The organism is Thalassobacillus sp. C254, from assembly GCF_001310615.1.
Genome location: NZ_BAXQ01000003.1, coordinates 248,409 through 273,572, shown reverse-complemented (window position 1 = coordinate 273,572; position 25,164 = coordinate 248,409). Strand labels below are relative to the sequence as shown.

General features: G+C 38.9%; 31 protein-coding genes and 2 pseudogenes. 22 read left to right on the top strand and 11 right to left on the bottom strand.

What is annotated here, in order from left to right:
- Positions 1 to 71 precede the first annotated feature (71 nt).
- From JCM19033_RS05940 to JCM19033_RS05930, 4 genes are all read left to right on the top strand, one after another.
- Complete coding sequence (locus tag JCM19033_RS05940; RefSeq protein ID WP_306301247.1) at positions 72 to 1,058, top strand: PepSY domain-containing protein; 987 nt, start codon at positions 72 to 74, stop codon at positions 1,056 to 1,058.
- Positions 1,059 to 1,099: 41 nt separating this feature from the next.
- Positions 1,100 to 1,411: a PepSY domain-containing protein gene (locus tag JCM19033_RS27210; protein ID WP_306301246.1), complete on the top strand. Its 312-nt coding sequence runs from the start codon at positions 1,100 to 1,102 to the stop codon at positions 1,409 to 1,411.
- 9 nt (positions 1,412 to 1,420) lie between these two features.
- Complete coding sequence (locus JCM19033_RS05935; RefSeq protein WP_054635619.1) at positions 1,421 to 1,888, top strand: FixH family protein; 468 nt, start codon at positions 1,421 to 1,423, stop codon at positions 1,886 to 1,888.
- A gap of 351 nt (positions 1,889 to 2,239) precedes the next feature.
- Entirely contained in the window at positions 2,240 to 2,479 is a 240-nt protein-coding gene (locus JCM19033_RS05930) for a hypothetical protein (protein ID WP_054635618.1), read from the top strand.
- Positions 2,480 to 3,063: 584 nt separating this feature from the next.
- Here the strand turns inward: JCM19033_RS05930 and JCM19033_RS05925 are convergent.
- Positions 3,064 to 3,577: pseudogene (locus tag JCM19033_RS05925) on the bottom strand (acyl-CoA thioesterase).
- Positions 3,578 to 3,783: 206 nt separating this feature from the next.
- Positions 3,784 to 4,176 carry a hypothetical protein gene (locus tag JCM19033_RS21980; protein WP_083465288.1) on the bottom strand — a complete coding sequence of 131 codons (393 nt, stop codon included), beginning with the start codon at positions 4,174 to 4,176 and terminating at the stop codon, positions 3,784 to 3,786.
- 301 nt (positions 4,177 to 4,477) lie between these two features.
- On the opposite strand from JCM19033_RS21980, the gene JCM19033_RS05920 reads away from it, so the two are divergent.
- The gene (locus JCM19033_RS05920) at positions 4,478 to 5,491 is read left to right on the top strand and encodes a DMT family transporter (protein ID WP_054635617.1); all 1,014 of its coding nucleotides are present in this window, start codon (positions 4,478 to 4,480) and stop codon (positions 5,489 to 5,491) included.
- A gap of 93 nt (positions 5,492 to 5,584) precedes the next feature.
- Here the strand turns inward: JCM19033_RS05920 and JCM19033_RS05915 are convergent, their stop codons facing one another.
- On the bottom strand, positions 5,585 to 6,607 hold the full coding sequence (locus JCM19033_RS05915; protein ID WP_054635616.1) for a potassium channel protein: 1,023 nt from the start codon (positions 6,605 to 6,607) through the stop codon (positions 5,585 to 5,587).
- A 534-nt stretch (positions 6,608 to 7,141) separates the two neighbouring features.
- Positions 7,142 to 7,702 carry a hypothetical protein gene (locus JCM19033_RS05910; RefSeq protein ID WP_054635615.1) on the bottom strand — a complete coding sequence of 187 codons (561 nt, stop codon included), beginning with the start codon at positions 7,700 to 7,702 and terminating at the stop codon, positions 7,142 to 7,144.
- Positions 7,703 to 8,104: 402 nt separating this feature from the next.
- Here JCM19033_RS05910 and JCM19033_RS05900 point away from each other — a divergent pair, with 402 nt between their 5' ends.
- Positions 8,105 to 8,449, top strand: a complete 345-nt coding sequence (locus JCM19033_RS05900; RefSeq protein ID WP_054635613.1) for a general stress protein — start codon at positions 8,105 to 8,107, stop codon at positions 8,447 to 8,449.
- 121 nt (positions 8,450 to 8,570) lie between these two features.
- Positions 8,571 to 8,873 (top strand): hypothetical protein, encoded by a 303-nt coding sequence (locus JCM19033_RS05895; RefSeq protein ID WP_054635612.1) that lies wholly within the window; start codon positions 8,571 to 8,573, stop codon positions 8,871 to 8,873.
- Positions 8,874 to 8,895: 22 nt separating this feature from the next.
- Here the strand turns inward: JCM19033_RS05895 and JCM19033_RS05890 are convergent, their stop codons facing one another.
- On the bottom strand, positions 8,896 to 9,681 hold the full coding sequence (locus JCM19033_RS05890) for a PAS domain-containing protein (protein WP_374701199.1): 786 nt from the start codon (positions 9,679 to 9,681) through the stop codon (positions 8,896 to 8,898).
- A gap of 171 nt (positions 9,682 to 9,852) precedes the next feature.
- On the opposite strand from JCM19033_RS05890, the gene JCM19033_RS05885 reads away from it, so the two are divergent.
- From JCM19033_RS05885 to JCM19033_RS23205, 5 genes and pseudogenes are all read left to right on the top strand, one after another.
- Positions 9,853 to 10,140: a hypothetical protein gene (locus JCM19033_RS05885; RefSeq protein ID WP_054635611.1), complete on the top strand. Its 288-nt coding sequence runs from the start codon at positions 9,853 to 9,855 to the stop codon at positions 10,138 to 10,140.
- Between the two features lie 82 nt (positions 10,141 to 10,222).
- The gene (locus JCM19033_RS23210) at positions 10,223 to 10,390 is read left to right on the top strand and encodes a hypothetical protein (protein ID WP_157049756.1); all 168 of its coding nucleotides are present in this window, start codon (positions 10,223 to 10,225) and stop codon (positions 10,388 to 10,390) included.
- Positions 10,391 to 10,712: 322 nt separating this feature from the next.
- Positions 10,713 to 12,613 (top strand): annotated as a pseudogene (locus tag JCM19033_RS05880) (S8 family peptidase).
- 34 nt (positions 12,614 to 12,647) lie between these two features.
- Positions 12,648 to 13,514, top strand: coding sequence for a hypothetical protein (locus JCM19033_RS05870; protein ID WP_198153417.1), 867 nt, complete (start codon positions 12,648 to 12,650; stop codon positions 13,512 to 13,514).
- Positions 13,515 to 13,544: 30 nt separating this feature from the next.
- Positions 13,545 to 13,688, top strand: a complete 144-nt coding sequence (locus JCM19033_RS23205) for a YfhD family protein (RefSeq protein ID WP_157049753.1) — start codon at positions 13,545 to 13,547, stop codon at positions 13,686 to 13,688.
- 60 nt (positions 13,689 to 13,748) lie between these two features.
- On the opposite strand, the gene JCM19033_RS24095 is transcribed toward JCM19033_RS23205, so the two are convergent.
- From JCM19033_RS24095 to JCM19033_RS05860, 3 genes are all read right to left on the bottom strand, one after another.
- Complete coding sequence (locus tag JCM19033_RS24095) at positions 13,749 to 13,931, bottom strand: hypothetical protein (RefSeq protein WP_198153416.1); 183 nt, start codon at positions 13,929 to 13,931, stop codon at positions 13,749 to 13,751.
- A 2-nt stretch (positions 13,932 to 13,933) separates the two neighbouring features.
- Positions 13,934 to 14,947 (bottom strand): PD40 domain-containing protein, encoded by a 1,014-nt coding sequence (locus tag JCM19033_RS05865; protein ID WP_054635607.1) that lies wholly within the window; start codon positions 14,945 to 14,947, stop codon positions 13,934 to 13,936.
- Between the two features lie 285 nt (positions 14,948 to 15,232).
- Positions 15,233 to 15,811 carry a carbonic anhydrase gene (locus JCM19033_RS05860; protein ID WP_054635606.1) on the bottom strand — a complete coding sequence of 193 codons (579 nt, stop codon included), beginning with the start codon at positions 15,809 to 15,811 and terminating at the stop codon, positions 15,233 to 15,235.
- 355 nt (positions 15,812 to 16,166) lie between these two features.
- Here JCM19033_RS05860 and JCM19033_RS27205 point away from each other — a divergent pair, with 355 nt between their 5' ends.
- The 4 genes from JCM19033_RS27205 to JCM19033_RS05850 all read left to right on the top strand — a co-directional run bounded on the left by JCM19033_RS27205 (position 16,167) and on the right by JCM19033_RS05850 (position 18,136).
- Positions 16,167 to 16,427, top strand: a complete 261-nt coding sequence (locus JCM19033_RS27205) for a hypothetical protein (RefSeq protein WP_306301245.1) — start codon at positions 16,167 to 16,169, stop codon at positions 16,425 to 16,427.
- Complete coding sequence (locus tag JCM19033_RS27200) at positions 16,424 to 17,155, top strand: MFS transporter (protein WP_306301244.1); 732 nt, start codon at positions 16,424 to 16,426, stop codon at positions 17,153 to 17,155. Before JCM19033_RS27205 ends, JCM19033_RS27200 begins: the two co-directional genes overlap by 4 nt.
- A 19-nt stretch (positions 17,156 to 17,174) precedes the next feature.
- Positions 17,175 to 17,387, top strand: coding sequence for a hypothetical protein (locus JCM19033_RS27195; RefSeq protein WP_306301243.1), 213 nt, complete (start codon positions 17,175 to 17,177; stop codon positions 17,385 to 17,387).
- A gap of 341 nt (positions 17,388 to 17,728) precedes the next feature.
- Positions 17,729 to 18,136 (top strand): potassium channel family protein, encoded by a 408-nt coding sequence (locus JCM19033_RS05850; protein WP_054635605.1) that lies wholly within the window; start codon positions 17,729 to 17,731, stop codon positions 18,134 to 18,136.
- 83 nt (positions 18,137 to 18,219) lie between these two features.
- Here JCM19033_RS05850 and JCM19033_RS05845 read toward each other — a convergent pair whose 3' ends face one another.
- On the bottom strand, positions 18,220 to 18,531 hold the full coding sequence (locus tag JCM19033_RS05845; RefSeq protein WP_054635604.1) for a hypothetical protein: 312 nt from the start codon (positions 18,529 to 18,531) through the stop codon (positions 18,220 to 18,222).
- Between the two features lie 58 nt (positions 18,532 to 18,589).
- Positions 18,590 to 19,585: a multidrug resistance efflux transporter family protein gene (locus JCM19033_RS05840; protein ID WP_054635603.1), complete on the bottom strand. Its 996-nt coding sequence runs from the start codon at positions 19,583 to 19,585 to the stop codon at positions 18,590 to 18,592.
- A gap of 92 nt (positions 19,586 to 19,677) precedes the next feature.
- Here JCM19033_RS05840 and JCM19033_RS27980 point away from each other — a divergent pair, with 92 nt between their 5' ends.
- The 3 genes from JCM19033_RS27980 (at position 19,678) to JCM19033_RS05830 (ending at position 21,657) form a co-directional block, all read left to right on the top strand.
- Complete coding sequence (locus JCM19033_RS27980) at positions 19,678 to 19,800, top strand: hypothetical protein (RefSeq protein WP_374701198.1); 123 nt, start codon at positions 19,678 to 19,680, stop codon at positions 19,798 to 19,800.
- Positions 19,801 to 19,805: 5 nt separating this feature from the next.
- The gene (locus JCM19033_RS05835) at positions 19,806 to 20,252 is read left to right on the top strand and encodes a helix-turn-helix domain-containing protein (protein WP_374701197.1); all 447 of its coding nucleotides are present in this window, start codon (positions 19,806 to 19,808) and stop codon (positions 20,250 to 20,252) included.
- A 244-nt stretch (positions 20,253 to 20,496) separates the two neighbouring features.
- Positions 20,497 to 21,657, top strand: a complete 1,161-nt coding sequence (locus JCM19033_RS05830) for an ATP-binding protein (RefSeq protein ID WP_374701196.1) — start codon at positions 20,497 to 20,499, stop codon at positions 21,655 to 21,657.
- A gap of 189 nt (positions 21,658 to 21,846) precedes the next feature.
- Here the strand turns inward: JCM19033_RS05830 and JCM19033_RS05825 are convergent, their stop codons facing one another.
- Positions 21,847 to 22,473 carry a DUF1643 domain-containing protein gene (locus JCM19033_RS05825; protein ID WP_054635601.1) on the bottom strand — a complete coding sequence of 209 codons (627 nt, stop codon included), beginning with the start codon at positions 22,471 to 22,473 and terminating at the stop codon, positions 21,847 to 21,849.
- Between the two features lie 315 nt (positions 22,474 to 22,788).
- On the opposite strand from JCM19033_RS05825, the gene JCM19033_RS05820 reads away from it, so the two are divergent.
- From JCM19033_RS05820 to JCM19033_RS05810, 3 genes are all read left to right on the top strand, one after another.
- Positions 22,789 to 23,652: a transporter substrate-binding domain-containing protein gene (locus JCM19033_RS05820; protein WP_054635600.1), complete on the top strand. Its 864-nt coding sequence runs from the start codon at positions 22,789 to 22,791 to the stop codon at positions 23,650 to 23,652.
- A 122-nt stretch (positions 23,653 to 23,774) separates the two neighbouring features.
- Entirely contained in the window at positions 23,775 to 24,326 is a 552-nt protein-coding gene (locus JCM19033_RS05815; protein WP_306301242.1) for an amino acid ABC transporter permease, read from the top strand.
- Between the two features lie 55 nt (positions 24,327 to 24,381).
- Positions 24,382 to 25,107 (top strand): amino acid ABC transporter ATP-binding protein, encoded by a 726-nt coding sequence (locus tag JCM19033_RS05810; RefSeq protein ID WP_054635599.1) that lies wholly within the window; start codon positions 24,382 to 24,384, stop codon positions 25,105 to 25,107.
- The last annotated feature ends 57 nt before the right edge of the window (positions 25,108 to 25,164 follow it).

The following is a 25,164-nucleotide window of genomic DNA, read 5'->3' as shown; positions in this document are numbered from 1 at the left end:
TGTGAGTTTTGAAGATTCTTAGACGGAGATTTAGAAACTAGCTTTTATTTAGTAGAAAGCAGGATTAAAATATGAATAAGAGAAAGGCAAAATCGTTTTATATCACCATGTGGAGATGGCATTTCTTCGCTGGACTAATTATTGCACCGTTACTTTTCTTACTAACTATTTCCGGAATCATTTATTTATTTACTCCACAAATAGAAGAGAGATTGTATGCAGATTATTACCAGGTCGAAGCAGAGGGCGAAAGTATAGCACCATCAGAACAAATCGACTCAGTGTTAAACCATTATGCAGATGCAAATATTACAAGATATCGCCCAGGTGAGGTTGAAGAACGTTCTGCAGAAGTACATATTTCATTACAGGATGAAAACCTGATTGTATTCGTAAATCCATACAACGGGTCTGTTATAGGAGAGCAGCCTGAGCACCAGAGGTTCTCCACTATTATTAAGGATTTACATGGTGAATTTATGTTAGGGACATTTGGAGACCGCTTGGTAGAGCTGGCAGCATGCTGGACCCTGGTTTTAATTTTAACTGGAATGTTTATGTGGCTGCCTAAAAATAAGAACACTTTATTCGGGGTACTCATCCCAAGGGTAAGAAAAGGAAAGAAAATAGTAATCAGAGATTTGCACGTTGTACCTGGTTTTTGGATATCAGGTGGTTTAGTATTTTTAATTCTAACTGGCTTATTATGGACAGGGCTTTGGGGAACGATGGCTCAAAATCTGGCAACAAATAGTGGAGTGGGATATCCGCCGTCTGTTTGGGTAGGAAGTCCTCCAGAAAGTAATGTTAAAACAAAAGAGGTAGCTGATGTCCCATGGGCAGCTCAAAATTTACCAGTTCCTGCTTCAGATATGAATGGATATGTTCCCGTTTCCATAGATGATGTCGTTCGAACGGCAAATGAAATGAATATCCATCCAACCTATGAAGTGATCTATCCATCCTCAAAAGAAGGAGTTTATACATTATCAGCGTTTCCACCTAAAGCAGAAGATGAAGCAACCATACATATTGATCAATATACAGGGCAGTTTTAGCTGATTATCGTTATGATCACTATGAGCCAATTGGCAAACTGATGGCTTGGGGGATCACCGTTCATAAAGGCCTTGAATATGGTCTAATTAATCAAATTATATTATTACTGCTTTCTTTAGGAATAAGCGGGGTTGTCGTAAGTGGCGGAATATTGTGGTGGAAAAGAAAACCTAAAAATCATATAGGTGCTCCTAAACCACCTGAAAGAATTATGGCAAGATGGTTTATTGTGGCAATGATAGGAATGGGTATGATTTTCCCTTTATTTGGCTTATCCCTTGCTGCTGCCTTGCTTATTGATTGGCTTATTATAAAGAGGATAGATAGATTGAAGAAATTTTTTAATGCGTAAGGTGATAACATGGAAAAGAAAATTCTTCTGTGGCTTTTAGTAACTGTGTATTCTCTGGTGCTTATAGGCTGTTCACTAAATGAGGGTACAGAAGAGCTTTATAGACAAGAAAATGTATTGGAAATAGAAATAGATTTACCGGATGATATAGATGCGAATGAAGTATTTGGCGTTCAAGCTCTGGTTACACAATTTGATGGGCATGTACCAGAAGTGGAAGACATAGAATTTTTTATTTGGAAGAATGGAGAAAGAGAACAAAAGCATTCCTATCAATCCAACTATGAAGGTAATGGCCTCTATAGTATGAAGACGAGGATTAGAGAGGAAGGTCTATACTTTGTAAAGATAGAGGCAAATACGAGTGAATCTAAGGTGATGCCGACTAAACAATTTATTGTTGGCTCACTTTCGGAAGAAGACAGCGAGACATTACCTAGACAAAATAATGAATCACACCAAGAAGGGCATCATTAAAGTAAGAAGTATGAAAGATATACCTCCAAAAAGATAAAGGGATAATAATATTATTTAGCTTTACCGGATGTCTTCAATGGGTCTTAGTGAAGGAGGTGACAATTGCTTCCTTTATGAACAGCATTAGAGACAACCCGAACCACTGTAATAAATGGTTCGGGTTTCTTTGTCCTTAATGCTAGCTTCTTAACACAACCTAGTTTCCAATTACTTCTTTTTATCCTATGGAAAAATCTGTTTCCTGTATGTATTGTTATTTTTTTGGTGTAAAATAAAAAGAATAGGAAACGGTTTGCTTGCAGTAAAAGTACGTCAGTATTTTTCAGAATAGTAAATTAAAGGGGGAGTTCGATGGGGAAGCAAGGTTCCAAGTATGTGATTCAATTTAAGGATGGAATGTTTTTGAGACATGGGGAATTTTACGGGCTGCTGTCGATCGTAGGGGAAGTAACCGAGGCAGGCCGCACAAACACTCTTGATGAAGCAAGAATGTTTTTCTTAAAAGAACAAGCCCAAAGTATGGCAAAGGAAATGGGAATTAAAGAGTCTTACGAGATTAAAGAAGTAGAGGTAAAGATGATTCTAAAATAGTGTGACAGCAGATGCTGACAGGGTGATAAGAAACGGGTTACTTTACAATCTGAAAGTACTTACATGAATTTGATGTAAGTACTTTTTTATGACCTTATTTTGATACGATAAAGGGTAGGAGGGAAACAAACATGAAAGAACCTAAGAAAGAAAAAAAGTAATTATGATGTAAGTCTACTCATTGTAATTTCGCTACTCATGTTCTTTGCTTTTAGTAATGAAATAAGAATTACTATTAATAATTTAGTAAACCATTTATAATTATTATCTTGCCCAACGACGGAGAGAAGTGTAATTATATAGGATACATATTAATCTTTTTTGTAAAACCCTCATGAAAGGAGAAGCGACTATTAAATCTAAAGTTTTATATATCATTCTTGCTATCATTATTTTTTTAATTTAATACGTTATTTGTTTGCCCTGATTGGGGGAGACATCACTGCTTATAATATTATAATGGTCATTCTTAATCTTGTTGGGATTAGCTTTGCTGCAGCTTATTTTTTAAGAAGAAGGCCTGATCAATAAGAGAAAGCCATTGTCTCTGTAACTGTTATAACTATTTTATGGGTCAAAGCTTTTTATTCCCACGGTTTTCTTAAAGTGAGAAAGGAAGCCAGCTCCTTGCTTTTTTTGCGCCTTTCTTTTCTCACGTTTGCTCGTTCCTCTCCCATTTCATGAAGCTTTTTCTCTTCATCGGTCCCAGGTGTAACCTGGGGCACTGCAGACGGTTTTCCGGTTTCATCCAAGCCTACAAAAGTTAAAAAAGGCTGTGGCGGCGATACGCCGGTCTCCTGCCAGCAAGTCCTCTGCAATAACTTTTACGAAAACTTCCAAAGAGCTTCTTCCTGTCCAGGTGACAAATGCCTCCAAACACACGGAATCACTCGGTTTAATGGGTTCCAAAAAGTCAACGGAATCTGTGGAAGCCGTGACAACTTCCATTCGACAGTGACGTCTGGCAGAAATCGCAGCTACTCCGTCAATGTGCTTCATTAATACTCCGCCGAAAAGAGTATTATGATTGTTCGTATCGTTTGGGAGGACCAAGTCGGTCTTTACGACGCGTGACTCGTTCATTTTTTTGGTGCTCATTGCTCCTTCTCCTTTTTTTAAGTAAGTTACTCATATTGTACCCCTGCCATCCTTATGTAAAAACAAAAATGAAAAAAGCAGCGCCAGTCCTGAATTTTAGTATTGTGATTCAGGTTGAAGGTGGGAAAAAAGCATAGTGGGAAAAGGACTCTAGAAAAAACAGAGGGATATTCAAAAAATCCCTCTGTTCGCATCCAGTAATTCATTTAGACACATTGAAATGAAGATATCCGTCTTAAGTCTATTCCAAAATAAACCCAGAAGAATCCGGTCCAGCGATACCCTGCAACAGACGTTCTTCCTACAAACACCGGGTAGAACCAAAACTGCTGTCGATTCGTTAGCCATACGTAAGTGTACCTAAACAAACATCGACGAATCGCTCCCGGGTCAACTGCAAATGCTCCAATCTCTGCTGGTGGAGAGGGGGTAAATGCTGGAGGTGGTGAGGTTGGGGCGCCTGGTGTCCCAGCTTGCCCAGGAGGTCCAGGTGGTCCAAAAGGTGGTCTGGGCGGTCCAGGTGGTCCAGGAGGTCCAAAAGGCGGTATAAATTGTCTTTCATGGTCAGCATATTGTTCCTGTATTTGAGGTGCGTTCAATAAGTCTGAAGTATATTCATATCCGTCACCATATGAGTAGTGAGAGTTCACATAATAAGGCTCATGAATCAGCCTCCCTATATAGGCAATCAGCCATAGTTGAATATCATTCTATGCAGTCAAATAATCAAATTATCTTGTACCTTTATAAATAGGCTAAAGTGGAATTCGATATAAGGTCTTCTCTAGGTTTTCCTACCGGTTTAACGCAATAATGAACAAAGCCTGTTGTTTAAAAAGCAGTTTATGGTAAGTTTAGTTTACCTAATATAATGGATAAAAGATAAGTGGGGGAGCGGAAATGAATAGACCGAAGAGAAGAACAGGACTGCTTCTTGTTATCATAGGAGCGACATTGTGGGGGCTTGGCGGCACAGTATCACAGAAACTCTTTCAACAATACTCTGTTGATGTGAACTGGCTTGTTGCAATACGGTTGCTTATTGCTGGTTTGTTGTTATTGACTGTTCAATATTTGTTGAAAGACCGAGCACAAATTATTGGTGTTTGGAAAAAACGAAGAACGGCTTTACCATTAATCATCTTCGGACTCCTTGGGATGCTTGCAGTGCAATATACATATATGGCTTCCATTCACCATGGTAACGCAGCAGTAGCAACGCTATTACAATATTTAGCTCCCGTTATGATTATTTTTTATTTACTGTTACGCAGGCAAATGATTTTAACCAGAAAAGACATCCTAACGGTTTCGCTAGCCTTAGGAGGATGTTTCTTTCTGTTAACCAATGGTTCCATATCTCAGTTAGCAGTACCTCCTCTTGCTATTATTTGGGGCGTGCTCTCGGGTGTGGCGTTAGCTTTTTATACATTGTACGCTGTTCCCCTGTTAAAGCAATTTGATTCCCTTGTCATTGTAGGATGGGCCATGTTTATCGGAGGAGTTGCCTTAAGCACCATTCATCCCCCTTGGCAAATGGGCGAAGGTAGTCTGACTCTTGAAGGGTATATTTATTTAGGTTTTGTTATTCTGTTTGGTACAATGATTGCCTTTTGGTTTTATATTGAGAGTTTACAAAGCCTTTTGCCTAAAGAAACAAGCCTTTTAGGAAGCCTGGAGCCTTTAGCAGCGGTTTTGGCCACTGTCTTTTGGTTACAAGAACCATTTGGACTTTTTCAATGGATAGGAACTGCTTGCATTATCGGCATGATATTTATCCTGGCATTAGGTAAAGAGTCTTCTTCGAAAGGGAACGCAAGAACAAACAAAATCCCCTTAAGGCAAGTTAATGAATGGCAAAAAAGGAGATTGTCTACCAATCATTTTCCTTCGTACCTTGTTTCAGCTTTTTGAGGGTATCCTTGCTGCAGATGACGAAGAGTTCTGCATCCTCTGGTATTGATTTGGACAGCTTACTGACAATGGTAAAGTCATTTCGATCAGAAATTAAAATCGCTCCTTTTCTTTTAAGATCATCAAATGCGTCATTGTAGGTTGTCCAGGAGGAATGCCTGGCAGTTTCCATATATCAACGCCACTTTTTCTGCTCAACAGGTTCATAATTAATCTACTGGATCCTTTATTTACGGCTGATTTAGCCATTAAATCGGAAAGTGCTTCATCAGCAATGACAAACTCATCTACGTTGGCATGTTTGAAATTAGGAATATGCTTTTCTTTAAGTATTTCTACAATAGTATAAATGTCTTTCTTTTTCTCTGCTGCATAGCCTTCAATTGCCGAAACAGTCAGCAATGAGGTGCCATCAGCACTAACGTGGTTTACCTCGTTATCCTGCGTGAAAATTAAGACAGCCTTGGCTCCTAACACATTTGCTTTATCAAGTACTTCTGTGTCTGTGGCGTTACCTTGTACAAAGTAAAGTCTTTCGTGTTCAAAAGGTGATTGAGATAAAGAGTCGATAAGGACGATTTTTGCTTTTTCATCAATTTCAAGAATTTCGTTCATTGTATGTTTGGCTTTATTTGACCACTTTACTATGACATAATGACCGTGCCCGTTATAAGTCAACTTTCCCTCCTCCTTTAACTTTCGGTAGATCCCAAAGCTTTCAACAATTTTACCTATGACTATTCCTAATAAGGCAATCCCAAAAAAATATAAAAATATCCCAAACACCTTTCCAATCGTCGTTTCCGGGACAAAATCCCCATACCCTGTCGTAGTTACCGTCGTCATAACAAACCAAAAGCCTATAAAGGGGTCTGGAAAGGTAGCTGGTTCGAGCCAGTGAATGATGAAGGAGCTGGCAATGAAAAAGACAATCGTTACTAAAAACAAAGTAAGCTTTCTTATCTTTACAGCCATTTTTATAAGGTCGAAGATAAAGAGCATTTCCTGTCCTCCAAACATCGTTAAGTTTGTACTCATCGTTGCCAAGAAGAGAGGAAAATATAAGGAATCCCAAGCATCAGAAGAAGACTTTTCATCTCCATTTCCGCTGTTCAATCTATCAGAAAGGAAGATGTTTTTCAGGCGTCACTCTGTTATAAAGGGAGAAAAATGAAAAAGGCAAAGTTTAGAGACTGATTGATAAAGGAATACCTCACGTAAGGTGACCACATTGGAACAGTCACACCACTTATACTCATTAAATTGTGACTTACGTGGCTATAGACTGACTACTTAACTATTTCCAGCTTGTCGCAGCCGCCACTATGACACAGATAAGGAGTGGTAGCATTTTTGTCTTTGATGGTGTAGTTTCTCTGACTTTAAGTACCTGCTTGTTATTTGCCTGTCAGTTGTTTTTCTTGCCCTTGTCGTTCTGGCTTTCTTTGTTTATGTAAGATGGCTTTATCGCAAAAGATCGGGCAAGAAAGGTCAACAGGTAAACTGGAAATACAATCATTACGGAAATATTGAAAAAGAAGAAGCTGACTCCAAGAAACATCGATTCTGAGTCAGCTTTTTGTTTTCTTCACTTGCCGTTTAGTCCTATACTTTAAAAGCTCCGCTATTCCTTATCCTCATATCTGTTATCTATCTGACAAACCTTTCTATTATCGTATGCAGACGGTGCTTTCTCTGGACAAGAAAAGTGATCAAAATGTTTTTCTGGTGTTCGGTTAATAGATCTGAAGGGATTTTCGTTATGATTTGACTCACTTTCAAATCTGGGAATGATTGTATTTCCCTGACATATGACCATAGCTTTTTTTGATGTTTTTTAATATACCTCCTCAGTCCTGTCAAGTAATGGTTGTTATATCTTTTTATATCCTCCCAGTAGGAACTGTCCCAATTAACATGTTTCCAGGTAAACGAGCCAAACCCTGTTAACCCATGGTCAATTAAATAAAATTTATATTTCCTTGAGTTTTTTTTACGGTACAAAATAATATTACGGTTGTTTCTATCGATATTAACAAGCCAAACATCAAAAATAAACATCTTTAATAGCAGGTAAGGGTGCTCGAGCTTAGAAAAAACATTAGAATAGCGCCTGTTTAAATCTTTCCAGTTGTATAACCTCCTTCTTTTTATTCGTTCCGAGACAACACCAGACTTACCGTGAATCACTCTTAATCTTGTTCGAGCCATCGGTAAATTAAGTTCTTTTCCAAGCTGATATGCGATATATTCGTTGGCTGCCAGAGGGCCACTGTGAGTGTTGCTTAAGGATGTAGTACTTAAAATACCCGTGTTTCTTTAATTTTGGATGGTAAACTAACCATACATTTCCAACTGGCCTGTTTTTTGAAATGGTTCTTTTGTATCTCCAGTTGCTCACTTTTGGATTCTCTCCCCTTTATTAACCAGGTATAATCCAGAGGGTATGCTAAATGTTGGTCTCTTTGAAAGTTATTGTTTCGGAGAGGGAGGTTCATCAAAGACGGAGTTGCTTTAGTTTATGCGTCTCCATTTATCTTGCTCATTGTCATCTCATTCTCCGGTTTTAGAAGCTTGTGAAAAGGGTATCGAAATTCCGAGGAGGCGATATCAATGGAACCGAATTATAAGCTATTTGAAAACGACCAAAATGTGATTGATACGATCGAAGAGCTTAAAAGCAACGGTGTAAGTGATGATGATATTTTTGTCCTTTCTCACGACCGAGGTCATACTAAGCGTATGAAAAAAGAAACAGATGCCAGTAAAATTGGGCCCAGTGTAACAGGATTGGGTACTTCAACAAAAAATGTCTTCAGAAAAGCTGGTGACGCACTAAGGTCGAAAATGGCTGAGATTGGAATTGAAGAGTCAAAAGCTGCCGAGCTGGAAGAAGAGCTTGATGAGGGGAAGGTTCTGGTCGTTGTTACCAACCAGGAAGACAATGTAAAGCTATAAGGGACAGATTAATCTGGCCTGCGTTACAAATGCGCAGGCCTTTGTCTTGAATAGATTTTCTTCCTATTCTTTGTTAGGGTGTAATTATACTCATCACGATGACAGAAAAGGAGGATAATCCATGAATAATTTAAATGTGTGGACATATGAAAATGGAGATCCTAGTAAATCCTATTTTTATAAAGTAGAGAATTTAAATGAAATTTTCACGGCCATTAAAGAGCGTTTCTCTAAAGATATTAAAGATCATAATGACACAGACTTTGAAGAAGGCAGCTACATACAAGTTGATCATACTCCTCCTATGGGCGAAGGAGATATAAAGGTTGAGGAAATAATACTGGATATTTCGGTAAAAGCGGAACTGTTAAGCTTTATAACAAAATATATTTCTGTAATTAATATTAAAAGGCTGTTTCAATAATAAAAGAAAGAAGAAGATAGCCCTATCTTCTTCTTTCTTTTATTGCATCTTTAATTGTTCCAAAAGTTTGCAGTGTTGTCAGATCGTAATTAAGCTTTCGGGAAGTTAAAGCAAGTCGAGGAGTAATCCCGGTAACGATCAGCTCAGTACCAAGCAGATTCAGTAATTTGTGAAAGGAAAAGATTTCACTGATTACGTCTTCATCAAAACTGTTCAGGCCTGAAAGGTCAAGAATAAGGGTTTCTATGCTTGATTCATATATTGACTGAGTAATGGTGCTATGGATCATGGTGAACCTTTCCTTGTCCACATTTCCGATTAACGGCATAGCATAAACATGATCTAAAATGGGGACAAGAGGTGTTGACAGCATATTAATTTCTTCTAAATAGGTTTGAAGGCTTTCTCTATACTCTTTTTCTTGTGTAATATCTTTTTGAACGCCTACAAAATAATACTTGTCCTCTTTTTCTACATAGACTGGATCTATGTTTAGCTCGTTCCAAAATCCTCTTCCGTCTTTTCTGTAATTGTACAACTCAATAGAAATCGATATTTTTTGTGCTATTGCTTCTTTCATGGCTTTTATTTTTTCTGGATTTGTCTTTTCCCCTTGTAGAAATCGGCAATTCTTCCCAATGATTTCCTCCCTGGAATACCCCGTTACATTTATAAACCCCTTGTTTGCGTAAATGATTGGGTTATCTGGCAGTTCTGGATCAGTGATAATTACACCTACGCGAGTGTAATCCATGGCCTGTGTCAATAACTCCATGGTGGGAAGAGATTGTAATAAGTTACTTTTCACTAAAAAGAGCCCCCTCAAATGAAACAAAATATAGTCTCCTTCCCACACTACCAAAAGATAACTACTTTAACCAGTATAGGGGGCTGGTCTATTCAAACGAATGGGACCAGCAACAGAGGAAGTCACTGGATGATTATGTTAAGGTAAAAGAGAGTACCAAACACAGAAAGAGTGAAAAAGAATGAAAACTATTTTATTTTTCTTACAGCCTTCTTGTTTATTTTCATCGCTGTAGAAATACTTACTGGAATGATTCTTACAGCTATGTATTCTCCTGATCCTGCAATGATCGAAGCTGGGTATGCCAGTTCTGAAGTGAACTTTGGGGAAAGGAGAGATTATCCTGTATTGGCAGCTATCATATCAGCTTCTATAGCTTTTTTTATTTCTCAGGGGTTTTCAAAAAGAAAGAGGAAGATGAAAGATCGAAAATCAATGCCAGAATGCAACAAAGCCTAATTATAAAATACCTGTGGTATGATATAGGTAGATCTTATTTTGCCAAAGAATTTTAGTTGGAGAAGAAAGGATATAATGCCTAGTGAACGACTATAACTATTTAAATAAAGAGGAACAAAAAGAATTGCATGTTCTTCAGTCCCAATTAGAATATAGTCAATCTGACTCGGAAAGAAAACAAATTATTACAAGGATTACTCTGCTTTTAGAAAAAGCAAAAGTGAGAGAAAGAAGACCTGGAAATGATTAGAGAGATAACGGCTTTGTATGAGTAAAGTGTATTTTCAGGCATATGACAGATAAAAATGGAGGCTGTTCAATCGGTGAGAGCTCTGTTTTTGTTTTCAGTAATGTATTGGTTGATTGTTTCAACGACAAACCAGTAACAGCTTTGAATTCACAAGTAAGGGTTCAGCCAACTCGTAGTCCTCGTAAAAAAAATAATAAGACAGGTAAGTTGAACTTGTGAAAGTTCAGCTTTTTTCTTGTTCTGTTCGTTAATTTGGAAAAAGGGGATTGATTTTAGAACGAGTAGCACACTCTAAACAAAGAATCAGTAAGGAGTGTGGAGAATGAGAAGACATTACATTAGCGGGTTACTTATTTTACTTCTGTTCACTGGTTGTCAAAATATAGAGGGTGCTGGCTATTCTCCAGGCCCTGACGAGAAAGATATACAGGCACAAATGGACAGTTTATTAGCGGAGGATCTTTCATTCACAACGTCCATGTTTATTAACAAAATGGCTTTACAGCTGGAACGCTGGACAGATGTTGAGGAAGGCACGGAAATGGAGAAGTTATTTCTTGAAGAATTAGAGGACGAAGAAAATAAATACTTTCATTCGTTTGCATTTATTAAAGATGGGGACCTGCAATACAAAGCAGGAAATTTCCCAGATGAAAAGCTTCGTGATATTTATGCTCCGGCCGGTAATGAAGTGCTGGCTCGTAATATAGATAGACATCTTTTTTATTCAAATCCCTACAGCCGGGAAGGCTCTCCCTATATGTTAATGGCGTATGAGAGAGAGTCAGATGAGTGGATCGCCGGGGAGATTGATCTTGGATTTGTGCAATCGTACGTTGGTGAGGTTGCCGAAGTGGCAGACGGTGAAGGTAATCTCTTTATTTCAAATGGAAACGGAGATGAAAAGCCAGAAGTCAGGTGGGAAGAAGGGGAGGTGCCTGATGATATTTCGGAGGAAGTCATCCCTGAGGTAGGATGGAAAATTTCCGTCCATTCAAAAGAGACACAGGAAGTAGAGAGGGAATACAAAGAAGGGGAAGTAATGGTGAAGTTCACCAATGAAGAAGCAGGACAACAGTGGCTTGAAAACAATACACAATTTGAAGAGGAAAAACATTGTAACCAGTATTATTTACTTAAGCACAAGGAAATGTCTACCGCAGACATGATGGAAGAGCTTAAGAAGGAACCTGAAATTACAGAAGTAGAGCCCAATTATGTATTTGATCAGCAGATAAACTCAGCTCTTCCAAACGATGAATTTTTTGGACCTTACCAATGGAATTTGGAGATGATCCAGGCTCTTGAAGGGTGGGAAATATCAGAGGGAAGTGAAAATGTAACCATTGCTGTATTAGATACAGGGGTAGATCCGGATCATGTTGATTTGGCTGAGAAATTAGTGGACGGTTTTAATGCTTTTACAGGAAACAATGATTATGAAGATCACAACGGGCATGGTACACACGTAGCTGGCATTGCATCAGCGATTACAAACAATGTGTCAGGTATTGCCGGTGTATCTTGGGATAATTTAATCATGCCTGTAAAAGTCTTGGACGATGACGGGGAAGGAACACTTTATGAATTGGTTGAAGGGATTACGTGGGCAACCGATCAGGGGCAGATGTAATGAATTTAAGCCTCGGGGATGCACATCCTTCCTCTATGCTTCATGAAGCGGTGAAATATGCATATGACAATGATGTGATGCTGATTGCAGCCTCTGGAAACGACAATACAAACGTACCTATGTACCCGGCTGCATTTGATGAAGTTCTGGCTGTTTCTGCTGTAAATGAGGGTGGAGAGAAAGCAATTTTTTCAAATTACGGAGAGTACATGGATGTCACCGCACCTGGAGAGCATATTCCAAGTACCTTCCTTCAAGACGAATACGTATTTATGTCAGGCACTTCAATGTCATGTCCTCACGTTGCTGGGCTTGCAGGACTTGTGCGTTCAATCAACCCAGAACTAACAAACGAAGAAGTAATGGAATTACTAAGAAATACAACAGAAGATATAGGTCCTGCTGGTCATGATGAGTACTACGGATTTGGATTAATTAATATAGAGAGAACGTTAGAGCAGTTAATCGACGGTGAGGAGGCTGGATTTCAGCCAGAAGGAGGCCAAAGAGAGGCTGACACTGAAAGAAGGATGGAAGAAGCAAATCATCAGCGGCCAAGAACCTGGCTTGAATATATTTTTGGGTTCTAAAGTTGTAGGAAAAAGCAATAAACCTATCCAACCAATGCTTTATAGCATAGAAAAATTGATTATGAGCAGGATAACTATCAAGAAGCATTACACCAATAATGGATGGGAGGCAGTTGCTCAATGGATCAGCATAAGGATAATTTTGAAGAACAAGCTGAAGAAAATTGCAGAAAAAGCTATACAGGAAGTAGAGGAAGAGGAAGAAGTGGAAGGCTTGCACACTGCTCTGGAAGATATTCAGGAAGCTGAACAATTAGCTGAAGATACACAAACTGCGTCTAGTTCTCAAGTGACGGCCAGTTTCGAGGATGTAATTGAAGACTTTGATAATCAGGCCCAGCAGGATAGACAACAAGCTGAACAGGATTTGCAGAATACTCAGGTGAGCATGAATTACACTCAGGCTCAGCAGGATGTACAGCAAGCTGAACAGGCTTTGCAGAATACTCAGGCGAGCATGAATTATACTCAGGCTCAGCAGGATGTACAGCAAGCTGAGCAGGCTCTGCAAAATACACAGGCTAGCTTGAACTACAACCAGGCCCAGCAGGATGTTGAATTTGCTCAGGAAGGCATTGAACAAGTAAAGGATAGTATACTTCTCCAACAAGCAGAGCAGGAAGTGGCACAGGCTCAGCAGCAGCTTCAAACTATTCAGGCTTTTAACCATGAAGAAGAACAGCAATTGCAGCAAGCTCAGCAGGAAGTACAACAAGCCCATCAGCAGCTGCAGGATGAAAATGATCAATTATTGCAAGCTCAACAGCAAGTACAAAAAGAGACACAGCAGCTTTTTCATGCACAGCAGCAGGTTAAGCAGGAACAGCGGGATGTGGAGGAAGCCATGTCAAAGCTTCAGCAAGCTCAGGAACGAGCCAGGTCTTTTCAAAACAAACCATAACCACACATTTGAGAAAGAGGGGCGCATAGCATGACGAGAGGACAATCAAGAAACAACAAACATAAAAATAAAGCAAGGCTGTCACAGACTCCAAAAAAAGACATCTTGACTGACGAAGAATTATCTGAGGAGTTAAGTGAAATCAATCATGAAAAAAATACAAGGGAAAAATAATTCTTCAGAACAACTCCTTAAGACGAAGGCTCCTTGTAACAGCTGAGCCTTCGTTTTCAATTATTTAGAGAGGGGTGGTTGTTTATACTTTTCTAAAAAAATGGCAGCTGTTCCGGCAACAATAGCAGATAAAGCTAAAAAAACACCTACAGTAAAAATAGAAAGACTCATCCAGGGATAAAGATAAACAGCCGTATAACAGGTTGCATAAACAATGACGCCCAGACCTGCACTAACTAACATAGCTACAATCGGACGTTTATTTTTTGATGGAGGACATAAGTAATAAACAGAATCGTAAGCAGGTAAAGGGATCCAGTTGTGTAATCATTGACTATTTGATCTAAAATAAGAGTAACAGACCAATTGTTTTCAATAATTTCGTATGTGTCCAGGTGTATTTGACTGGTTTCCCCTGAGTCAAGATGGATCGTTTCAAGCTTATAACTAGCTGGTGTTTCTGGCCAGTTTTTCTGGGTTAAAAAAGCAAGTTGGTTATCTTGATTAAAAAAGGTAGGCTGATCTACATTCAAGCCTCTGTCAGTGAGCTGCTGGCTTTGTCCACTCTCTTTGTTGTATAGGAATAATTCATATGTATAAATATCTTCACTGGCTAAATCGGTGACTGTGGTATAGGCAAACCATTCTCCGTCAGGTGAAAGTTCTGGAGAATAGAGTCCGGATGGCAGGTTATCTAATGGAGAAGGTGTTTCCTGATCACTTTCTTTTAAGGAGTGAAGAAAAATAGTTTCTTCCATGTCCTCATAAGCAGTAAAAAGAAGTGAGCTGCTATCTGAACTTATCGATAAATCATTCATCAGAAAATCATCTCGATTCGTCAGCTTCGATAGTTCGCTATTTTCTAGATCGACTGAATATAAATCAAACCCTCCAGCATCCTCATGTTCTTCAGCCAGCCAATCCTCTGCTTTTATTCCTATAAAATAAACGGTATCTCCTTCCCTGGAAAACACAGCGTCTCTGACATGTAAAGAATCACCAGTTACACGGGTTACTTCTCTATCCTCTTTAGAGTATAAAAACAATGAACTGACTAACGGATCACCTTCCGCTAAATATAAGATATAGTTTCCATCGGATGAAAAAGCGGGCGCGTGTTCCTGAGCACATTTATCTTCTGTGACCTTCCCCTGTATGGAGCCGCTGGGATCTGCCGTATAAATTGAGCGGCAGCCATCTACATAATAGGAAAAAGCAATGGCAGAGTCGTCTGAAGAAATAGCAATGTCTTCTCCCATCAGTGAACCATTGGTACGGCTGCTCTTTTTCCATCAAATAAAAAATACTAAAAATAAACAAGAACTGATGCAAAGTGCAATATAAAGCCACAATTGTTTTTTCATTTTTTGCTCCTATGTAGTAATTGTCGTATTTAATGTATCACAGGAAGATGATGGAACGCAGTAAATATAAAGAAATATTCAGTAAATATGTTAGTGGAAAAAATATAGGGGAGTTTGTTGAAAAAAGGCAACAGAAGGGCAAAAAGAAAAAGCAGGAAAACTCCTGCCTTTTCTTTTGCATTATATTGTTTCTTCTACATCTCCGGCAGACGCAATAACTGTTTCAAGCTCTTCTAATTCTCCTGTTTCCACATGGAACATACAGCCGATAACGGGCACTCCCTTGCCGTGTTTGATATAAGTAGGGTGTTGTTTCAGCTTTTCCACTTGAGCTAAAACATTCATCTTTGCTAAGTCATCAAGAGAGTGGTCTGTTTTCTCAGCCGGAAGAGAACTCTGAATGCTTTCAATCCAGTCTTTTAGCTCAGGCTCATCATTTCCGTCAGCTGCTGCTTTCACCCCGCCGCAGCCAGTATGACCTTTAATAATGATTTTCTCTACTTTCAGGTGCTTTAAAGCATAATATAAGCTTGCTGTAAGACTTTCATCATTTTCATTTACTTGATTTGCAATGTTCCGCTGAATAAAAAGATTGCCTAAAGGCATCTGGGTAATAACAGAAGGACAGACTCGGGAATCACTGCACGCAATGACGAAGTACTCTGGTGACTGTCCTTCTTTTAAGCGGTCGAAATAAGAAGGATCTTCTTTCTTTATTTCTTTAATAAATTCCAGGTTCTTTTCTCTTAATTTCTCCATGTTTTATTACCTCACAATTTGTTTGGTTTATTTTATTGTATAGAAATTTTTACGAAACATAAAGTAAGAATATTTTGAAAAGGTTTACAAGACACCTTATACTTTTTACTATGGAAATATAGCGATGGCTAAACAATAGGGCTTTGTTACTTTATGGTTGATGTTTGTTAAAGAGGTTCATTTACACCTAAAGGTACCAGTGGGAGATCCATTCATTCCGGTATCTTCTATGCCTCAGGCATGGTCTCTTCAGCTAAGGCTTTTCCTGAAGGCGTCGTGCGTTTTTAAGACAACATTGGACTTTAACAAAGTAATTTATTAAGAGAAGCTGCCGTCCCGGGGGAGGAAGATGTTCGTGAAAAACGGAAAGTGGTGGGCTTTATTTTTAATTGCTGTTGCTGAGTTATTTGCTTTAAGTTTGTGGTTTAGTGCTTCCGTTATCGTCCAGGAACTTAGAGATCTCTGGGCTTTGACCCCGGCTACAGAAGCATGGGTTACAGCTTCTGTTCCTATAGGGTTTGTGATCGGTGCTTTATTTAGTTCCTATTTAGGTATAGCTGACCGTTTTAATACGAGAAAGGTATTTGCAGTATCAGCATTGGCAGGGCTCTATTGAATTTATTGTTAATTTTCTCTCAAAGTGCGTGGATAGGGATTGCACTTCGAATATTGACCGGTGTCACGCTTGCTGGGGTGTATCCTACAGCAGTAAAATTGCTGTCCCAGTGGTTTCCCAAAAAAAGAGGGGTGGCTATTGGCATCCTGATTGCAGCGTTGACCCTCGGGTCTTCTCTTCCTCATTTTATTGTTATATTTTTCTTGGCGGTCAATTGGCAAATGGTTATTGTGACAAGTTCGATTCTCGCTTTGACAGCGGCTTTTATAGTTTATTTCTTACTTAAAGATGCACCTGGCTCACCAGGCAAAACTCCTTTTTCCTTTAAGTTAATACGAAAAGTAGTCAAAAATAAACCAGTAATGCTTGCGAATTATGGTTACTTTGGTCACATGTGGGAGTTGTATGCTATGTGGACTTGGCTTCCCGTGTTTCTTACAGCCAGCTTTACCGCACAAACGACAGAAGTAAGCACGTGGTTTATTGCTCTGGCCTCCTTTATTTCTATTGGGATAGCTGGTGGAGTCGGCTGTGTAGTGGGAGGACTGGTAGCAGATAAAATCGGCAGAGCGTATTTAACCATTATTTCAATGGGAGTCAGTGGAATGTGTGCTATTTTAATAGGGTTTACGTTTGGTCAATCGATTTTGGCTTACTTTTGCTCTTGCTGTCATCTGGGGAATTTTTGTTATTTCAGATTCAGCTCAATTTTCGGCAGCTGTCTCTGAGTTTGCGGACGTAGAGTATGTGGGTACGGCCTTAACATTTCAAATGTGCATCGGTTTTCTTATTACTATTTTCTCTATAAACCTCATTCCTTTGCTTCAAGGAACAGTTGGCTGGCAGTGGGTATTCAGCCTGTTAAGCATTGGTCCTGTTTTAGGCATTATTTCAATGGTTAAATTCAAGTCCTATGAAATTTCAGATTCAGCTCAAAAGGCTTCTAATAAAGCTACATAATGAATATGCCCCTTGTAAATTTAAGGGATGGCAGGATCAATGGCAGAATCGTATTGGAGAATGAATAAAATAATAATAAAGATGGTGTCCTAAAGCTCTTGGCAGCACCATCTTTTTTGTAACTCTTTTATTTGTTTTTACCCTGATTCCTTAATGTTTCCAACCTCATCAATTGCTGCGTTAAATGAGAGACCCCCTAAGTAATCAAACATTTTCTGCTGCTCTGTTTTTTTCTAAAGGAACAATTTGATTTCCCGTTATCACATAAGGTATAAAAAATGAAAAACGTTTTTTTTGAAAAAGGGAGGGGTAGTAAGCAGTAGGGAAAGGGGAGAGAGTCTATGTTTGCAGGTATATTAATTTTATTAACAATTTTATTTTTAATTGGTAATCTTTTTTATTTTTTCACAAACAAGACATTTAAGAAAGCAGGCTATGACTCTGTCTTATTTTATAATTTGTTTTTTGTTTTATTAGGGCTTACGTTAGGGTTTGCTTTCCTTTACTATTTGCTGTCTTTTCAGGAAACGGTGTTAGTAATAAATGATCCTACTGAGGATCCGGCAGAACCAACATTTTTAAACTTTTTATATTTCAGCGGGGTTACGATCCTGTCAGTGGGCTACGGTGACCTGGTACCGGTAGGAAGTGCAAGGTTTTTTGCACTCATGCAGGCCGCCCTGGGCTTTTTGCTTCCAACAATCATTTTCTTAAAAGCGTTAAACAATTCAGAGGAAGATGATGAATAAAGCCCGAAAAATCAGGATACGAGTGCTTCACAAAAGGAGGGAGCTTTATTCATCTACATCATAAAAAACCTCTTAGATAACTATCAATCTGATTCGGGAGTAGAGTAAGGTTTTTCTTCCTTTTTCTTTTTTTCGTCATGGGGTGGATGGGCGCCAGGGAATTGTCTCGGAAGATTTTGGTGAAGGTTTCTAAATTCGTAGGTGAAGGCGCTGTAGTATTGTTGGTCCTTTTCCCATGGAGTGGTTTTATTTTTTACTGGCTCGTCTCTATTTATCGGAGACCCATAAGGGCCTTCAATAAGGTCTTCTCTCGTTAAAAAGTTCCTCTGTGTTTCTACATTGGCAAAATCCGTGTATGCTTCTTCGCTGTTTTGCTCTTCCTTTTTATGATCCATACCTCTGCTCCTTCTTGTGTGTTTTTCCTTAGAATAACCACTATAAGAAAAATTAATATTAAAGTTTTTCACCTTTGCTCTTATGAAAAAGAAAGGGAGTACGCTGGGACGGGGAGCTGAGTTTTGAAAGGTAGCTGTGCAAAAGCATACCAAGCATGATAATGAATAATCCGCCTATAGCCAGGCCATTTGGTAAAGGAGATGACAATAAAAAGACTTCGCCAGCTAAGACAAATAAAACCTGTGTTGATTGTGTTGCTTCAACAGCAGCAAGCTTTCCTTGATTATGTTTTACTCTGTCTGTAGCAACAAAAAACAAGGTTGTTGCAATGACTCCAGAAAAAACAGCTACAATAAAGGTTTGAACCACTTGATCGGTTGAAGGAGCTCCTGAATCGATAAAAGCAATGAAGCTGAGCAGCAGCCAGAAAGGAAGACTTACCAATGTCATCCCAAATATCCGTTGGAACGTATCCAGGCGCCCGCCGCTTATCTCCATCATTTTACGATTGCCGAGGGGATATGCACACGCTGCGATAAGGACCGGAAGTATTCCAGCTATGAATGTATGAAGAGGAAGTGAGCTGGCATGCTGGAGCTGAATAAGCAATACCCCGGCTAAAATGAATAATGAGATAGCTAAGGATTTTTTAGGAGTTTTTTTTCGAACTGTTTTCATCCCTTTTGCTGTTTTTACTTTTTCAGTAAAGAAAAAGGGAACCAACAATGCCCCGGCTATGATAGTGATCTGCCAGGTTCCAGCAATAAGCCATCCAGGTCCGTAGGAGGCTGCATACGTCAAGGGGGCATAAAACATGACAAACCCTACAAAACTCCACAAAATCCAGGGAAGGGGCTGTTTTTTAATTTCCTGGAGGACTTGTTTTCCGTTACGGCGAAAAAATACTATGAGCAAGAAAAATGGAAACATAAAAATAAAGCGAAGAGAGGAGCTCCACAGCCAGCTTCCACCAGACAGCTCCATAGATCGATTTAAAATGAAGGTAACTGCAAAGAACATGGAAGCAAGAAAACCGATTACTATTTCTCTCATACGTACCTCCGTGTTTGTTAGTATAATATTATTAACTTTTAATAAAATATATTATACTACATTGTTTAATACTATAAAAAGGAGGAAATGTTTTGAGTCGTGACAATTACAACTTTGACGCAGCCGGGCTGGCCAAACAGGTAGGGGAAACGTTAAGGTCAATTCGCAGAGAACGAGGAATGAGTCTCCAGAACTTGGCTGAGGCAACAGGGTAAGTAAGTTGACTTTAGGAAACATTGAAAGAGGAGAAGCAAACCCTTCCCTTTCGGTAATCTGGAAAATAGCAAACGGTTTATCTATCCCCATTTCCTTGTTAGTAAAGGAACCAGAGGAAGTGGAAATTTCCAGAAAAGGTGTGGGGAATAAAGTAGTGAGCGAAAATAAGGCATGCACCCTGGAACCGATGTTTAACATGCCTGCCTTTGCCACGAGCGAAATACACCGTGCTTTTTTAAAGCCAAACAGTATATATTCTCCAGGCGCTCACCAGCCTGGTGTTATTGAATATGTAACAGTAATGAAAGGAGAGCTTTCCTTAGTTATCGAAAATGAGACGTTTTCTTTATCAGAGTTTGATTCCATAAAGTTTAACGGAGACAGGAATCATACGTATATAAATTCAACGTCTTCTACTGTTGTACTGCATTTTGTAATGACGTATGGGTAACGGTTGTAATTTCCATTATTTAGCATATTAAAGAGTTGCCAGATGCTATTTACATAAATGTGACTTTCAATAGTTGTCTGGTTTAGTGTGGGCTTAGGCGTTAAGTGAAAGTTTGGGGTGATTAAGATTCAGTATATAATTGATGATTTGCAAACTTTTTCTTTTAAATATATTTTTCGTTTTTACTTTTTTCTTTATCTATCAAAAATTCATAGAAGATAAGACTTCAGTTTCAGTAAACAAGTTGCTTCTTGTCATTATTTCCGGACTTTCTATTATTCTTTGTATGACTTTTACAGTTAATTTCAGCGATACTGGCCATATTTTTGATTTACGGCAAGTGCCATTTATTCTGGGCGCCTTATACGGAGGAAGGAAGGTAGCGGTTTCATTATTTATTATTCTTATAGCATATCGTTTATCTATGGAAGGGCAAGGAGTCTACGGAGCACTTTTGGTAAACATTATGATATTAGGTCTTCTTCTGTATATCATTCCACGGTATAAAAATGCTCCTAGTATAAAGAAAAAAGTAACACTGTCATTAACTGTTTCTTCTGCAGGGATTCTAACCATGCTTTTGGTTACATTTTTGATCTATCCGGAAATAGTAAGCGGAAGGTATATCAGCTTTATAATTCTCTTTCTAATCGTTCAGACCGCTGCTATTTTCTCGTTTATTAATTTTATTGAAAAAGGGAGAAAAGACAAGGCTCTTGAAAAAGAACTGAGAAAGCTTGAAAAGCTTAAAACGGTCAGCGAGATTGCAGCTAGTATTTCTCATGAAGTGAGAAACCCGTTAACAGTAACAAAGGGGTTTATTCAGCTATTAAGAGATTCGGATATTACAGAGGATACCAAGCAATATTATATTACCTTTGCTTTAGAGGAGCTTAACAGAGCGGAGAGAACAATTAGTGATTATCTTACTTTTGCCAAGCCGACAATTGAGGATGTCACAATCTTGAACATCAATAAGGAGATACAATACATCTTAAAAGTAGTCAGCCCATTTGCTTCTATGAATAATGTGAAGATTGAAGTGAAAAAAACAGGAGAAGTTCATGTGGCAGGAGAAGGGGAAAAGTTTCATCAATGTCTGATTAATGTAATAAAAAATGGCATAGAATCCATGCCGGAAGGTGGCAAGATTACAATCTCCATAAGACGAGAAGATCAAAAAGGAGTCATACAGGTTGAAGATACAGGGTCAGGGATGAATGATGAACAGATTGAAAGATTAGGAACTCCTTTTTATACCACTAAAGACAAAGGCACTGGATTAGGCACGATGGTTGTTTACAGCATTATTAAGGCAATGAATGGAGAAATTAAAGTGAGAAGTGAAGTAAATAAAGGGACCTCTTTTACTATTTATTTACCTATTGTTGAAGTGCCCTCATAAAAGCTTTGGTAAGAAATATAAAAAAAGATCCTCTTTGAAGGATTCTTTTTTTGAGGTTGCTTGAACCATGTTTGTACTTTCAAGGGCAGCTAAGTGTTCTCAAGCAAAATCATTTAAAAGGCTGTTGAGAAGAGTATCTCAACAGCCTTAGAAGGCTCCTCCAAGAGGGTTCTTCTTATTCGTTAGCTATTATGCTTCAGCTATGCCTACACGAGTGCTGCTTATGATAAGCGAAGGAATCAGCCCGACACACGAATTACCTCTGTGAGGTTCACGAGGATGGGATCCTTTTGTCAATGGCTGTTCTTCATTTTTGTCCAGCACGAAAAGCGGTTTGTCTTCAGCTTTGAGGAATTTCAAAAGCCACCTTTTCTCTTTTTGATACAAGCGCCCGACAAGATCTCTTTTAACATTGTAAGGAGGTGGCCCCCAGGCTGTTACTAAACCATCCGACAAGGCAGCAGCTTTTTTGATGGTGCTTTGGTTTCTTTTTATAATTGTTTCATACGTACTTCTATGCATGGATTCCTGGGTATGGATTTTTACTTCTTCAGAGTCTCCGCAAAAAGGGAGAAGGCTGATAATAGTCATCGAAGAAACATCATGAAGATGATTGACGGCCAGGTTTTCCAGCTGTTTTAAAGCAGGGTCTCGCCGGTCTTCTTCATAAGTAAAGGGATTCGACAATATCAAAGAAAGGTGGCGGCCTTTGGGCCGGTTAAAGGCAACAGTTAATGAAAAACGACAAGGGATGTCATGAAAGACCTCAGACTCATAAGTAACATCAGAAATAAACGTTGAAGAGTATCGGTGCATGAAAGTCATCCTTTCGTATATGATTGTTGCATGTTTATCATACCAGATAAAATTAAATATTCAAAATATTTAGTTAGAGAGCGAGTAAAGCGTATATAGTCTCTTTTCCCTATATATGAGAGGAAGAGGTAAATATTAACCTTATTTGCATAATTATAAAAATCCCTTTATTTCTACGAAAAAAGTGTTTTATTGATTAATTTCAAATTACGAGTTCATAAGTAAAATTTTTTGAAAATTAATAAATTATATGTAATTTTATGATATAATCCACTTTGTAAGTAGAAATAGATTAGTACAAAAGGGGGATAACGCATGAAAAAGGTATTATTATTTCTTCTTATGTCATTTATTCTCATGTTCGCAGCAGCCTGTGGTGAAGCAGAGGATACTGGCGGGGATGAGGATACTGGTATAGATGCAGAGACGGAGGATGCTGCTGAAGAAGAAACTGAAGGCACAGAGGAAGAGGAAGATAGTGAAGAAGCAGCTTCAGACGGAGAGACAGAAACCTATTCTGTGGCGACTGATAACAATTACATTCCATTTGAGTTTCTTGAAGATGGTGAATTAGTTGGATTTGATATCGACTTAATTAACGCTATAGCAGATGAAGCTGGATTTGAAATTGAAATTGAACAAATGGAGTTCTCAGGAATTGTTGCTGCTATTCCATCAGAACGTTTTGATATGGGTATTGCAGGTATGACAATTACGGAAGAACGTCAAGAAAACATAGATTTTTCTCAGCCATATTATGATGCCGGGCTCGTGCTGGCTGTAAAAGACGGATCAGATATCCAATCTATTGATGATGTGGATGGTTTAACAGTAGCGACTCGTGTTGGGTCAACAAGCGAAGACTACTTAAACGAAAACACAGAAGCAAACATTGAAGCATTTCCAGAAATTCCAGAGGCTTACCAAGCTGTATTAACAGAAAGAGCAGATGCAGTTCTTTATGATCTTCCAAACGTACAATACTATGCTGAAACCGAGACAGGCGGAGAGCTTCAAATCGTAGGCGATACGCTTACGGGAGAGCAATACGGAATTGCTTTTCCTAAAGGTTCAGAGCTGGTTGATGAAGTAGATGCAGCAATTGATGCACTCAAGGAAGATGGAACATTTGGAGATATTTACGAGAAATGGTTCGGTGACCGTCCAGAAGGATTATAAGGCAAAAGAGCGTGGCAGGTATCTACTTGTCACGCTTTTTACCACTTAGAAAAGGAAGGAATGAAATATTCCGTCATGTATCTTTATACAGCTAATCATTACATAGACGTTATGCCTTTTTATTGCAGGGGCTGCAATATACCTTGTTAATTACCTTTGTCGGGGTATTTTTTGGTTTTATTATTGGTGCTATATTTGGATTAATGAGGATATCAAATAATAAACTGGTTTATGGAATAGCCACGGTTTATGTTGAAATTGTAAGGGGTACTCCTCTTTTGGCACAGATTTTCTTTTTATATTTTGGTCTTCCAGAACTGCTGGGGGTTAATTTGGATAAGCTGACAGCATCCATTTTGGCAATTGCCCTTAACGCTGGAGCCTACATTGCTGAAATTGTACGAGGGTCTGTTCAATCTGTAGAAAAAGGTCAGACCGAGGCAGGGCGTTCATTGGGACTTTCTTCTTCCCAGACAATGCGCTACATTATTTGGCCCCAGGCTTTAAAAAGAATGATTCCACCGCTTGGAAATCAGTTCATTATCAGTTTAAAAGATACATCTTTATTTTCAGCTATTGCAGTGACAGACATTCTTTACCAAGGCCGGCAATATGCCAGCGGAACCTTTGTTTACTTTGAGCCTACCTCATGGTGTGTGTGTTCTACCTCATAATCACAATTCCGTCAATGGTTATATTACGCCGCTATGAACGGAGGCTGGAACGAGAATGATTACAGTTAAAGATTTAAGAAAGTCCTTTGGTGACACAGAAGTGTTAAAGGGGATTACTACTGAAATCAGGGAGAAAGAAGTAGTGTGTGTTATAGGCCCATCGGGTTCAGGGAAGAGTACATTTCTGCGCTGCCTGAACATGCTGGAAGAAATAACATCAGGGCAAGTCATTGTAGACGGGGACGACATCACTGATCCTCATACTGACATTAATGATGTTCGTTCACGAGTAGGAATGGTTTTTCAGCATTTTAACCTATTTCCTCACAAAACAGTATTAGAAAATGTAACTTTGGCTCCTCAAAAGGTTAAAGGTATGGCAAAACAGGAAGCAGACAAAATAGGAAAGTCTCTGCTCGAGAAAGTAGGGCTGGCTGACAAAGCTTCTGCTTATCCGAACAGCCTGTCAGGGGGGCAAAAACAACGGGTTGCCATTGCCAGAGCGCTGGCCATGAATCCAACAGTGATGCTGTTTGATGAGCCGACTTCTGCATTAGATCCAGAGCTGGTCGGGGATGTCCTTAGTGTAATGAAAGAGCTGGCCCAAGAGGGAATGACTATGGTAGTTGTAACACACGAAATGGGATTTGCTAAGGAAGTAGGGGACAGAGTGTTTTTTATTGATGAGGGTGTTTTTATGGAGGAAGGAACTCCGGCAGAAGTCTTTGATAATCCTCAGCATCCCCGTACTCAAAGCTTTCTAAGCAAAGTTCTTTCATAATTTTACAGTGTCCTCAAGCCCCTGATTAAATTACCACTCTACAAATGAAAAAGCACC